Source organism: Bacillus sp. Pc3, from assembly GCF_000815145.1.
Taxonomy (GTDB): domain Bacteria; phylum Bacillota; class Bacilli; order Bacillales; family Bacillaceae; genus Bacillus; species Bacillus velezensis.
Genome location: NZ_CP010406.1, coordinates 790,291 through 802,164, shown reverse-complemented (window position 1 = coordinate 802,164; position 11,874 = coordinate 790,291). Strand labels below are relative to the sequence as shown.

The window sequence follows — 11,874 nt, the reverse complement described above, 5'->3', positions numbered from 1 at the left end:
AGGGTAGGCTTTTTTTATGCGGAAAGATTGACGGTTTCTATTATATTGTATAAAATTAAATTGTACACAATATAACAGAGGTGAATTCACATGACAAATCCATTATTTACTGCAACCGTATCAGCTGCCGGCGGACGTGAAGGGAAAGTTACGTCTTCTGACGGAGTGCTGAATCTTGATGTTGCCATGCCGGGAACGCCAAGAGCAAAAAAGCTCGAACATGCTACAAACCCTGAACAGCTGTTTGCCGCAGGATATTCAGCCTGCTTTGACAGCGCTCTTCAGCTCGTAGCGAGAAAAGAGCGTCTGAGTATTGAAACAGAGGTCACTGCGCATGTCAGTCTGCTGAAAGATGAAGCAGACCAAGGATATAAACTAGGCGTTACGCTTGAGGTCAAAGCATCCGGCATTGATAAACAGGAGCTTGAAGCCCTTATCCAAAAAGCGCACGGTGTCTGTCCGTATTCAAAAGCGACAGCGGGAAATATTGAAGTGAAGCTTCTGGCAGCAGAATAAAAATAAGGATGCCCATTCGGGGCATCCTTATTTTTTGCCGTGCAGCGTATTCAAAACCTCATAAAGCGACTGCTTTAACTGCTTTAATTCCTCTTTTGACCGTCCCGTCTGTTCCAGCATGGCAATGGGGATATCCGCCGCTGTTTTCTGCAAGGCCCGTCCTTCATCTGTGAGCCTGATCGTCACGGATCGCTCGTCTTCAGCCGACCGCTTTCTCATGATGATTCCGTGCTGCTCCATCCGTTTCAGCATCGGTGTCAGCGTTCCGGAATCCAGGTACAAAAGCTCACCCATCCGTTTCACATTCAGTTCTTCGTGCTCCCATAATAAAAGCAGCGCCAAATACTGGGGATAAGTTACGTTGAGCTTATCAAGCAGCGGTTTGTACCGTTTCGTCATTTCCCTTGAGCTTGCGTACAGCAAAAAACAAAGCTGATTCTCCAGTTTCATATGTTCAAAATCTTTTTCTGCCATTACTTCTTTCACCAACTCTTTGTTTGTTAACGTTACCCCTATTGTAGCCGAAAAACGGCCCATTTCCTATTCCAATCATGTTTAAAAATATGAGCAGGGGCAATATATACAGTAAGTACAATGAGGAGGCTGATAATAATGGCATTATTTACTGCAAAAGCGACCGCAGTCGGCGGACGAGCAGGACATATTAAATCCGAAGACGGGGTGCTGGATTTTGACATCATCATGCCGAATGCAAAAAAAGACGGAGAAACCGGCACAAACCCTGAACAGCTCTTTGCGGCAGGATATGCTGCCTGCTTCGGGGGAGCGCTTGAGCTCGCCGCCCAAAAACAAAAAATCGACATGACCTCTGAAATTGAAGGACAGGTCAGCCTTTTAAAAGATGAGAGTGACGGAGGTTACAAAATCGGCGTAACGCTCGTCATTGATACAAAAGATCTTGACAAAGAAACGGCGGAGAAGCTAGTGCACGCCGCTCACGAGTTCTGTCCGTATTCAAAAGCAACAAGAGGAAATGTAGACGTCAAACTTGAATTAAAATAATTCAACGAACGAATATCCCGGATTTTATATCCGGGATATTTTATTAACGAAAACATCAGTAATGATCTCTTCTCTCCCGGAATATGAATACGATATAGCACTTTTGCATAATGACACCAAGAGAAAAGAGGGAGAAATCGATGTCTCTTCCAAACATACCGAACATCACCCCCGACATTACACTCTCCAGATGTGAGACCCTGAACCTCCTTCTTTCATCCGTGGCTATGGAAGAAATCGGACTATCCCATATTCTGCAGGCGGAAGCGGAAAGGATTCAAATGTTTCTCGGCGCTTCCGGCGATCCCTCCTTGGAGGAATTGTCATCAATCAATAGAAGCACTGAACGGCTCCTGCGCACCGTCATGAAATCACAACTCCTTTTGCAGACGAAGCTTGAGGACATTATCTTCTTACAGGATTCTGAAGTCTGTATGGATCCGGACGACCCGAGCAATCCGAGTGATCCGGGCGATCCTGATGACCCGTGGAATCCGGACGACCCAAGTAATCCGAGTGATCCAGACGATCCTGATGACCCGTGGAATCCGGACGACCCAAGTAATCCGAGTGATCCGGGCGATCCTGATGACCCGTGGAATCCAGACGATCCCAGTGATCCGGAAGATCCGTGTGACGGCCTGTTTTACGGGCGCATTGGCTGCTGTGAGTGCGGGGATTGTGAGGACTGCGGTTGGAAGAAAAAAGGCGGGGAGCGTTCATAAAAAAAGAGACGGGTGAAGCATATGCCGTATTCAAGCATCTCAAAAGCGAAACAGGCATCTTTTGAAGCCATGCATTGTCTCACGATTGCGCTGTTACATATATTATCTGTGACCGTGGATAAAAGAAGGGGTTCAAATTACAAAGAAGAAATCAGGCTGTTCTCCGCTTTGTGCCGCTGGCAGATGGAAACAGGCGGCCGTCTGTTTTTAATGATCAGCTTGGAAGAAGAGCAGAAGCAGATGTATGAGCGGCACTTTCTTGAAATGAAGACAGTTACGGAACGAACGAAAAAATTCATTTCTGACAGCCCGCGCGAATTCCGGGCGCATCCGATTACGAAGCGGGCTGTCAGGCAGCTTCAGGAATGGAATACGGAAACTGCCGAACCTGCCGTCAGATGGGTGCGGCCTGTCATCATCACGATGAACGGCACTCCTGAACGGCCTTGGTTCAATCAACAACTCCAACATCGGGAAAGGTGAGAAAATGAGCGGAAATGCTGAATGTAAACTGACTCTTTGCATGATTGTGAAAAACGAGGAGAGATACATCTCCCGTTGTTTATCAAGTGTACAAGACATCGCTGATGAGATCGTCATCGCAGACACCGGATCACAAGATAATACGAAAGATATCTGCAAAAGCTTTCAGGCAAGAGTGTTTGATTTCGAATGGGAGAATGATTTCGCAAAGGCCAGAAATTACGCCCTGCAGCATGCCGAAGGAGATTGGATTTTAGTGCTTGACGCGGATGAAGAGCTCGATCAGGAGACGGGCCGTTTTTTAACTTCGCTGCTTCATGAAGGATTACCGAGCCGGGGCCTTTTGAAAATCATCAATTATACGGGGAAGCAGCTCGATGAAAACGAAGCGTTTGAAAGCATGCAGCCGAGACTGTTCCGCAATCATAAAGGCCTTCTGTATCAAGGCAGAATTCACGAGAATATCTCGGCTTCCAATGAGGAAGAAAACAATGCTTTTTTCACGCTCCCATGTGTGATTCATCACTACGGCTACTTGGAGCAGGAAGAAAAGATCAAGCAAAAACATAAACGGAATATCAGCATTTTAAATGAAGAGCTTTCAGAGGAAAATCCTGATCCGTGGCTTGTCTATCATTTGGCAAGTGAATGCTACAGAATCAAAGACTATGAAAAAGCATTACATCTTGTCAACGGCTCAATTTTTCAATTTTTAAGCGAAAAACGAATGCCTCCGTCTCTCCTGTATTATTTGAAATATACAATATTGCTTGAGCTCAAACGGTATGAAGAAGCCGAACAAGGGATTGAAAAAGTGCTCAAGCTATATCCTGATTACAGCAATCTTCATTATTATAAAGGCCTTGTATTATATCATTTGGAAAAGTACAGAGCGGCAATCAAAGCATTTGATAACGGAACGCAGGTTGAAGGAGAAAACGCTGATCACTTCATTTTAAAAGGTGCCGCCGATTTCAGAGCCTTTTATTATATGGCGAAATGCCATGCTGCATTAAACCATGATATGACGGCCATCGCTTACGCCAAAAAATCCGTGAAGTTCAATCCTCAATTTAAACCCGCGAAAGAACTTCTGTCTCAATTAAAAAAGGATCAGCGGACAAACGCCTGATCCTTTTTTGCATGTTCCATTAAGATAATCGAATAATGTTTAAAGCTGCACCGACGCTTCCTCCTAGCAATGTGGCCGCACCCAATAATCCGAACAGCTGAAGCTGGATGGTGCTGCCTGCTGGCAAAGTCACAATAAAGGAGTTATTAAAGTTTGCCAAAGACGCGACCGGGGCGATAATCGAACTTGCAGGAGGAGTGCCGTTGATTAAAATACGCGAACTTACAAGCAAGCCGGCCGTTAAATTAATATGGTAGGAAATATAGTACCGTCCCGCCGGAGCAACGGTAAATATGGTATTTGCGGCATTAGCCGTAATATCTGCCGAAAGGTTTTGTTCATTCGGTAAGGAAATGGTCGTGCCGCCGACAATAACTGCGACAACACCGCCGCCCGTATTGCTCGCATAGCCGGAAGTTGCTGTCAGACTTGTTCCGGTGCTTCCGGTTGGTCCCGTGCCGCCAGTAGCGCCGGTGATTCCCGCCGCAGCTAAAAGAGTATAGTCAGCTGAGGCTCCAGGGGTTCCCGCCGGGCTGTTTACGTTTGCGACGTAAGAGCTTCCGTTATACAAGACAACCTGTCCGGTTGTGTAAGTGGGGGCAATCAGCGGATTAAAAGCAACAATCCCTTGAAGACCCGCACCGGTGACCCCCGTAGGTCCGATCGATCCGGTTGGCCCCGTCGCTCCGGCCGGTCCGATTGCTCCCGTAGGTCCCGTCGGCCCCGTAGCACCAGTCGGTCCCGCCAGTGTAGGGATATTTGAGATACTGTCCAATTTTGAACCGAGAAGAAGCTCCTGTTTCATTAAGCTGTCAAGCGTATCCCGGACGCTCTCATTCAGGTTAAGAATATCCGCAAGACTTGACGGGGGCCCTGTTAATCCGGGAATCGCTCCGAGCGCGTATTGGATTTTTTCACCTTCCGCATTCAGAATATGTGCCATTCCCAGCTCTTCCATAGCAATTGACGAAAGAACAAGGTTAATGGTATCGTCTCTGGAAAGTGTAACGACAGGGGTAATATTGGGCAAATTAGGCTGTGACACAATGTCCCTCCTTATGAGTTGGCTGAAAATCATTTTATTACGAACAAAGTTCCCCGAAATGAGCGTAAGCAGTACTGTATCAGTATATTCACGGATTCTGTCCAAGTTTCTGAATGGATTCCCTTTATAAACCAATTGAGCGGGTTATACCGCTGTTTTTGATTTCATCATATATGAAGGAAATACTTTAAATATAGAGAAAATACATCGCACAGCATTCGCAAATCGGTCAAAATGACAGCGGGACATGTGATCGTCTATAAAGCGATGGCTATATATCTTGTGCGTTTCCTGCAAAAACTCTCTTTTTCATTTCAAGTTTTCTGTATAAAAGGGCGAGAAGCATGGATGGGATCGTACAAACAATCATTCCGATAAAGGCATACCGGGGTTCAATTTCATATAAAAAACCTCCGAAAATAGTAAATACCGCAGTGCTCCAGCTGAGAGCAAGCGCTGAATATATGCCTTGGGCTTTCGGGATTTGCGCGGGTGAAATATTTTTAATTAAGTATTTCATAAATGCATAGTGTCCCATCGCGAATGAACAGGCATGCAGCGTCTGCGCAATACAGAAAATGATGACATGCGGAAAGGCAAATACGAGTATCCAGCGTACGGTAGCACCAAGCGCCGCCAAGGCGAGCAAAGAGCCTGCCGTAAATTGATGAAAGTATCGGTCAGCGATTGCAAAGAAGATAATCTCCGCGATAACGGCGATGTTGATGATGATTCCGATGGCATATGCGGGGGCATCGATTTCCTGCAAAAAGAGATAACCGTAATTGTAGTAAGATGCATGTGCCGCCTGCAGTAAGATAACGATTGCGAGCACCAGACCGAAATATTTGATGCGGAATAAGGCAAACATGCCCTCTTTTCTTGCGCGGTCTGTTTCCGGCCGTTTTGAAAGAACAGCTGGCGCATGCATAAAGCTGAGGCATGCGAATATCAGGGTGCCCAAAAGCAGTGCCCATAAAATCGCTTGATCTCCGAATATACCTGTAAAGACGGACAGGATGACGCCGGCTGAAACAAAACCCGCGGACCCCCACTGTCGGCTTGTCCCATAGGCCTTTAATTCGTTATGCTGTACAAGGACGCCGCAAGCGCTGTCTAAAGCAGGCATTAAAGCAGGATAAAACACATGCAGCACTAATGTGACAAGAAGCAGGCTTTGAAAAGAATCAGCGGGAATATAACATAAAAGTGCGAGAAGCGTCCCGATTCTGGCGCCGTTTAATAAGGCTTTGCTGCTGAATTTTCCTGATAAATAAGGGAAGAAAAATAATGTGGAAATCCCTCTTGCCGCCAAGCCCAAGCTCATAATGAAACTGGCTTCGGATACGGAAACCCCTTTTATATGCACCATCCATCCCGTCCAATAGGGCAGAAAAACACCCCATGTCATAAAAAAACTAAAAAAATGCAGACTCATCCAGCGATATGCTTTCATTCCCGTTCCTCCTTTAATTGGCATGTTATCATGTAAAGACATAAAGACAATATGAGATATCTCATATTTTTGGGGTGGACGATGGAAATTTATAAAGGCGAGAAAAAGCGGCATCAGTTAAAAAAACATTCAATCGCGCATTTATTCTCTTTCCCCGCTGAAGAGTTTATGGAAGTGCGCGAATATGAGCGGGACGAATGGATTATTCAAGAGGGCAGGAGGCCTGACTTCCTGTTTTACGTGATTGAAGGAAAAGCGAAAATATATGTAACCCACCAAAACGGGAAAGTTTCTTTAATTAATTTTATCAACAAAAATGATTACATCGGAGAGATGGAACTATTACATGAAGTGTATTACACAAAAGGAATTCAAGCCTCAGCGAAGACTGTTTGTTTTGCTCTGCCTATTTACCGCTGCCGCGCGCAATTGCTGCAGGATGCGAAATTCCTGCGTGAGTTGGCTAAGTTTCTAAGTGCTAAGGCAACGCTTATGGCTTCGAAATATTCACAAAGTCTGGCGTTCCCGCTTGAATACCGGCTGGCTGATTTTATTTTGCAGACGGCTTATGAAGGGGTTTATAAAGAGAAGCACGTAACGGTCTGTGATTATTTGGGTGTATCTTACCGTCATCTCTTGCATGTGCTGACGCAATTCTGCCAAAAAGGGTATTTGCAAAAAGAAGGGCGGGGCTATCAAATTAAGCAGCATGATTCACTAAGTGAACTTGCGAAGGCGCTGAAGAATAAATAGCACGCCCAGAAAAAACAGCCACCCGCGATTTGCGGATGGCTGTTCTTTTTTTATACAAGCTGGGCTTGTTTTTTTCGTGCCTGTTTCGCGGCGTCGACCATATTTTTTAATGCCGCAACGGTTTCTTCCTGCTGTCTTGTTTTCAGTCCGCAGTCCGGGTTTACCCAGAAGCGGTCAGTCGGACACACTTCAAGCGCGTCATCAATAATTTGATAGATTTCTTCAGTTGCCGGCACACGCGGGCTGTGAATGTCGTAAACACCGAGTCCGAGGCCTTTCACGTAAGGATGTTCTTTCAAGTATTCTAAAAATCCTCCGTGGCTTCTGCTGTGTTCGATTGTAATGACATCCGCGTCAAGATCATTGATCGTATCTACGATATCTTCAAAGTTGCTGTAACACATATGCGTATGAATCTGCGTCTCATTTTGCACAGAAGACGTCGTTAACCGGAATGCTTCTGCGGCCCAAGTTAAATATTCATCCCAATCCTGCGTTTTTAACGGCAGTCCTTCGCGGAGCGCGGGTTCATCTACCTGGATAATCTGAATACCGGCATCTTCAAGCGCTTTTACTTCTTTTCTGAGGGCAAGCCCGATCTGGAAGGCGATTTCTTTTCTTGAAATATCCACACGCGGGAATGACCAGTTTAAGATGGTGACAGGTCCCGTCAGCATGCCTTTCATGTGTTTTTCCGTCAGCGATTGGGCGTAGACCGTATCTTTTACCGTCATCGGTTCGATAAATTCGACATCTCCGAAAATGACAGGCGGACGTACGCAGCGTGAACCGTAAGACTGCACCCATGCATATTTCGTAAAGGCGAATCCGGCCAGTTTTTCACCGAAGTATTCGACCATGTCCGTCCGCTCGAATTCTCCGTGAACGAGCACGTCTAAGCCGATTTCTTCCTGAATGTCAACCCAGCGCTTCGTTTCCGCATTAATAAAGGCTTGGTACTGTTCATCCGTCCAATCTTTTTTCCGCCATTTTTGCCGTGCGCTCCGCACCTCTGCAGATTGAGGGAAGCTTCCGATTGTCGTCGTCGGCAGAAGGGGAAGACCGAGTGATTCATTCTGCAGCGCCAATCGTTCTTCAAAGCTTGCCGGACGGGAGAAATCTTTTTCCGTCAGCTGATTCAGCTCTTCTTTTTGAGCTGAGTTCGCTCCTGTTGCGAATGCTTTTAAAGCCTTAAGTGCCGCTTTTGATTCTTCGATCTGCTCACTGACGGCCGCTTTGCCGGACAGAAGCCCTTCTTTTAAGACGCCGAGTTCAGCCAGTTTTTCTTTAGCGTATGACAGGCCGTTCAGCAAATCCTTTTCAAGATGCTCGTCAGGGTGTTTCGCCACCGGCACGTGCAGAAGGCTGCTTGAAGGCTGAATCCATAACTCCTCAACATCAGCGTGGCTGAGGATATCCAGAGCCGCGTCCAGGCGTTCTTCAACATCGATTTTCCAAATGTTGCGGCCGTCGATCACACCGGCTGCCAGCACTTTATCTTTCGGGAAGCCGTGCTTTTTCAGCTGATCAAGGTTTCTGCCTTTATCATGCACGAAGTCAAGCCCGATTCCCTGTACGGGATAAGAAACGAGTTCTTCATATGCATCAACCGAATCGAAGTATGTCTGCAGGAGGACATTCAGTCCTGAAAGCTCTTTTGTGATCGCTTCATAGAGTTCTTTTGCGGCACGGACGTCTTCAGAAGAAGCTGTCACAAGGGCCGGCTCATCGATCTGAACCCATTTTACGCCTTCAGCTTCAAGTTCTTTCAGCAGCTGCACATAAAGAGGAACAAGGCGTTTTTGAATCGCTTTCGCTTCTGATTCTTCGTATCCTTTCGCAAGTGTGACGAATGTGTACGGACCGACGATGACAGGTTTTGTTTCCGCTCCGAATTCTTCTTTGATCCGGCGGTAGTCGTCAAGCTGTTTGTTTCTCGTCAGACGGAATTCAATGCTTTCGTCATATTCAGGGACGATGTAATGGTAGTTGGTATTAAACCATTTCGTCATTTCACTGGAAACGGCGTCTTTTACACCGCGGGCAATCGCAAAGTATGTATCAACGGGATCCGTGATGCTGCGGAATCTTTCCGGAATCCAGTTAAAGCTGACGGCGGTATCAAGCACATGGTCATAATGGGTGAAATCAGAGACCGGCACGATATCGACATGTTGGTCAAGCTGTGTTTTGACAGCTGATAAGAATAAACCGTCAAGCTCTTTAAGAAACGTTTCTTTATCAGTTTTACCTTTCCAATAAGCCTCAAGCGCTTTTTTCCATTCTCTGTTCAAGCCGATTCTCGGAAAACCGAGGTTCGAAGTTTTGATTGTTGTCATTAAGTTTCCTCCTTTAAGTGAGATGTAACAAAAAAGCCTCTTTCTCATGAGAGAAAGAGGCTTTAACTTCAAAATGCAAGCCTCTCTTATCTCTCAGATCACGTCTGATGGAATTAGCACCGTGCCTTATGAGACATTCGTCTCGGCGCAAAAATCACGCGCCCCATTTCACAATGGAATTACGGTCGGTTGCTGTTGGGGTCAAAAGGCCAATCCCTCGCCCAACTCTCGATAAGAGAAAATATTTCAATTTTTTTGAAAAGTTACATCATTTGTTGGTTATCTTATCAGCTTATTCAGATCACTGTCAATAGAAAATCTCACATTTTAAAAATTAGTGATGTGACAAGCTGATCAATCATTATATGAGAAAAATATCAGAAAGACAGCAGCTGTGCCTGTTCGGCTCTTTCCATCAGCACTTCAGGCGCGTCTAAATACAGGAATCCGTTCCCGGCCAATGTTTTGGCGATGTCCAAAGGAAGGGTCCGCCGCACGAGCTGGGCGTAGACTTCAGTCTCAGAAAGCGTCCGCTGAAACGCGTCCTGTTCAAGCCCTTTTATTAAGGCAAGCGCTCCGCTCACATGCGGGGCGGCCATTGAAGTGCCCGTCAGTTTCCCGTATTTATGGTTGGGAAGGGTGGAGAGAATATTTTCTCCCGGAGCCACCAGGTCAATCTCTTTGTTGGCGTTTGAAAATTCAGACGATTTACGGGCGATTGAGACTGATCCGACTGCGATCACTTCGTTGTAAGCGGCCGGATACGACAGTTCCTCTGTACGCTCGTCTCCGTCGCCTTCGTTTCCTGCCGCGCAAACGACCAGAACACCGCTTTTTACCGCATTTGTGACGGCTTCTTTCAATTCAGGCACATCGCTTGGCCCGCCGAGTGACATGGAAATGATATCGGCCTTTTGTTCAACGGCGTAGTTGATGCCGTTAATGATCCATTCGTATTTGCCGCTGCCGTTTTGACCGCCGAGAACTTTAACGATTAAAAGGCTTGCTTCCGGCGCGACACCCGAAATTCCGCCGTTTGAATCATTGGCGGCAATCGTTCCGGAAACGTGTGTCCCGTGTCCGTTATAATCGGAAATCGCGTCTTCTTTGCCTTCGTCATCATCGGTGAAGTTTTTCCCGCCGACAATCCGGTCTTTCAAATCAGGATGATTGATGTCGCAGCCTGTGTCAAGCACCGCGATTTTAATATCCTTGCCTTTAAACCCTTTTGCCCACAACTCTGGCGCCTTAATCACTTTAATACCCTCTGGAAGCTCGTTTACCTCCATGATCTGTTCATCCGTGACATAAGGAATCAAATGCATTTCACCATTCATAAAAAAGCCCTCCTTTTTTATGCTTGCGAGTGGATACAAGGGTGTTGCTACTATTTTATGGCAGAGCATGCCGGCCGGAAAGAGTCATTTGAAGCATTTTCATAAAAAAGGCGTAATCTATCGTACTAAAAAATTTCAAATAAATGGATAGTTTAACAGCTTTTATTTTCATTCATGATCCGCTGACGCTATAATTGGAAATGGGAAAGGAGAAGAGATATGAAGATAAGTGAAGCATTGTACAACTATTTTTCAGAACAAGTGGATCAAATTGCGAAAGAGTGGATCGAAACGATGGAAGATTCGGATCCGAATTCGATTTATTCTTTGACAAATCCCGTCATCACAGAAGAACTGACGGAGCAGGATAAAGAATTTTACCGGCATATTAATAAAATGTATATCATGCCGGAAAAAGAATTTTTAGAAGAGTTCGAGCGGTGGGTGATTGAGCTTGCGAAAGACCAGAAGCATCTGGATACTCCCGTCCAGTATGTGGTCCGTGAATTCATGAGAAACCGGAGACTATACGTCAGTTATTATAATGCGTTTGCCGATAAACATGAATCTTCGTTTGCACAGGGGGAAAGGAAGAAATGGGAGAATTTAATTGTACAAGTATTTGATTTTACGATTTACACGTTTGTCGATCATGCCGAGCATAACTCAAAAATGCAGCTGAATGCGCAAAGAGAAATGATTTTGGAGTTAAGCTCGCCGGTTATCACGCTGAGCAAACGGACGGCGCTGCTGCCGCTTGTCGGCGATATTGACACGGAGCGCGCCAAATTCATTCTTGAAAATACGCTGAGCACATGTGCAAAACGGCTGATTGAACATCTGCTAATTGACCTGTCGGGTGTAGTGGTTGTCGATACGATGGTGGCGCATCAGATTTTTAAATTAATTGAGGCGCTGAAATTGATCGGCGTCACGTCCACTTTATCCGGAATCAGGCCGGAAATCGCTCAAACCGCCGTACAGCTCGGCATTAATTTCTCAGATATTACGGTCAAGTCCAATCTCGCTCAGGCTCTCAATTATCATCAATAACATACATAACAA

Annotated in this window: 12 protein-coding genes and 1 riboswitch; of the genes, 7 read left to right on the top strand and 5 right to left on the bottom strand. The window is 45.8% G+C overall.

Annotated features, from left to right (window positions below):
- The first annotated feature begins 90 nt into the window (after positions 1–90).
- The gene (locus SB24_RS03230) at positions 91–516 is read left to right on the top strand and encodes an organic hydroperoxide resistance protein (protein WP_039251715.1); all 426 of its coding nucleotides are present in this window, start codon (positions 91–93) and stop codon (positions 514–516) included.
- Between the two features lie 27 nt (positions 517–543).
- On the opposite strand, the gene SB24_RS03225 is transcribed toward SB24_RS03230, so the two are convergent.
- On the bottom strand, positions 544–1,053 hold the full coding sequence (locus tag SB24_RS03225; RefSeq protein WP_015417314.1) for a MarR family winged helix-turn-helix transcriptional regulator: 510 nt from the start codon (positions 1,051–1,053) through the stop codon (positions 544–546).
- A 75-nt stretch (positions 1,054–1,128) separates the two neighbouring features.
- Between SB24_RS03225 and SB24_RS03220 the strand changes: the two genes are divergently transcribed.
- From SB24_RS03220 to SB24_RS03205, 4 genes are all read left to right on the top strand, one after another.
- On the top strand, positions 1,129–1,539 hold the full coding sequence (locus tag SB24_RS03220; protein ID WP_015417315.1) for an organic hydroperoxide resistance protein OhrB: 411 nt from the start codon (positions 1,129–1,131) through the stop codon (positions 1,537–1,539).
- A 140-nt stretch (positions 1,540–1,679) separates the two neighbouring features.
- A complete protein-coding gene (locus SB24_RS20310; RefSeq protein WP_039251710.1) occupies positions 1,680–2,264 on the top strand; it encodes an alpha-helical endospore appendage domain-containing protein in 585 nt (194 codons plus the stop codon).
- A gap of 21 nt (positions 2,265–2,285) precedes the next feature.
- Positions 2,286–2,747 carry a hypothetical protein gene (locus tag SB24_RS03210; RefSeq protein ID WP_039251708.1) on the top strand — a complete coding sequence of 154 codons (462 nt, stop codon included), beginning with the start codon at positions 2,286–2,288 and terminating at the stop codon, positions 2,745–2,747.
- 4 nt (positions 2,748–2,751) lie between these two features.
- Entirely contained in the window at positions 2,752–3,879 is a 1,128-nt protein-coding gene (locus SB24_RS03205) for a glycosyltransferase (protein WP_039251705.1), read from the top strand.
- 19 nt (positions 3,880–3,898) lie between these two features.
- Here SB24_RS03205 and SB24_RS03200 read toward each other — a convergent pair whose 3' ends face one another.
- Positions 3,899–4,924 (bottom strand): BclA C-terminal domain-containing protein, encoded by a 1,026-nt coding sequence (locus SB24_RS03200; RefSeq protein ID WP_039251701.1) that lies wholly within the window; start codon positions 4,922–4,924, stop codon positions 3,899–3,901.
- 271 nt (positions 4,925–5,195) lie between these two features.
- Complete coding sequence (locus SB24_RS03195) at positions 5,196–6,380, bottom strand: MFS transporter (protein WP_039251699.1); 1,185 nt, start codon at positions 6,378–6,380, stop codon at positions 5,196–5,198.
- 81 nt (positions 6,381–6,461) lie between these two features.
- Between SB24_RS03195 and yeiL the strand changes: the two genes are divergently transcribed.
- Positions 6,462–7,133: a transcriptional regulator YeiL gene (gene yeiL / locus SB24_RS03190; protein WP_039251696.1), complete on the top strand. Its 672-nt coding sequence runs from the start codon at positions 6,462–6,464 to the stop codon at positions 7,131–7,133.
- A 50-nt stretch (positions 7,134–7,183) separates the two neighbouring features.
- On the opposite strand, the gene metE is transcribed toward yeiL, so the two are convergent.
- Both metE and SB24_RS03180 read right to left on the bottom strand, forming a co-directional pair.
- The gene (gene metE, locus SB24_RS03185) at positions 7,184–9,472 is read right to left on the bottom strand and encodes a 5-methyltetrahydropteroyltriglutamate--homocysteine S-methyltransferase (protein ID WP_015417322.1); all 2,289 of its coding nucleotides are present in this window, start codon (positions 9,470–9,472) and stop codon (positions 7,184–7,186) included.
- An 83-nt stretch (positions 9,473–9,555) separates the two neighbouring features.
- Positions 9,556–9,710: riboswitch (SAM riboswitch) on the bottom strand.
- A gap of 139 nt (positions 9,711–9,849) precedes the next feature.
- Positions 9,850–10,809, bottom strand: coding sequence for a S8 family peptidase (locus SB24_RS03180; protein WP_031378790.1), 960 nt, complete (start codon positions 10,807–10,809; stop codon positions 9,850–9,852).
- Between the two features lie 219 nt (positions 10,810–11,028).
- On the opposite strand from SB24_RS03180, the gene SB24_RS03175 reads away from it, so the two are divergent.
- Positions 11,029–11,862 (top strand): STAS domain-containing protein, encoded by an 834-nt coding sequence (locus SB24_RS03175; protein ID WP_039251693.1) that lies wholly within the window; start codon positions 11,029–11,031, stop codon positions 11,860–11,862.
- Positions 11,863–11,874 lie beyond the last annotated feature (12 nt).

Bases quoted from the DNA above. Each gene is read 5' to 3' on its own strand.
- SB24_RS03230 (WP_039251715.1), top strand. From the start codon at position 91: ATGACAAATCCATTATTTACTGCAACCGTATCAGCTGCCGGCGGACGT.
- SB24_RS03225 (WP_015417314.1), bottom strand. From the start codon at position 1,053: ATGGGCCGTTTTTCGGCTACAATAGGGGTAACGTTAACAAACAAAGAG.
- SB24_RS03220 (WP_015417315.1), top strand. From the start codon at position 1,129: ATGGCATTATTTACTGCAAAAGCGACCGCAGTCGGCGGACGAGCAGGA.
- SB24_RS20310 (WP_039251710.1), top strand. From the start codon at position 1,680: ATGTCTCTTCCAAACATACCGAACATCACCCCCGACATTACACTCTCC.
- SB24_RS03210 (WP_039251708.1), top strand. From the start codon at position 2,286: ATGCCGTATTCAAGCATCTCAAAAGCGAAACAGGCATCTTTTGAAGCC.
- SB24_RS03205 (WP_039251705.1), top strand. From the start codon at position 2,752: ATGAGCGGAAATGCTGAATGTAAACTGACTCTTTGCATGATTGTGAAA.
- SB24_RS03195 (WP_039251699.1), bottom strand. From the start codon at position 6,380: ATGAAAGCATATCGCTGGATGAGTCTGCATTTTTTTAGTTTTTTTATG.
- yeiL (WP_039251696.1), top strand. From the start codon at position 6,462: ATGGAAATTTATAAAGGCGAGAAAAAGCGGCATCAGTTAAAAAAACAT.
- metE (WP_015417322.1), bottom strand. From the start codon at position 9,472: ATGACAACAATCAAAACTTCGAACCTCGGTTTTCCGAGAATCGGCTTG.
- SB24_RS03180 (WP_031378790.1), bottom strand. From the start codon at position 10,809: ATGAATGGTGAAATGCATTTGATTCCTTATGTCACGGATGAACAGATC.
- SB24_RS03175 (WP_039251693.1), top strand. From the start codon at position 11,029: ATGAAGATAAGTGAAGCATTGTACAACTATTTTTCAGAACAAGTGGAT.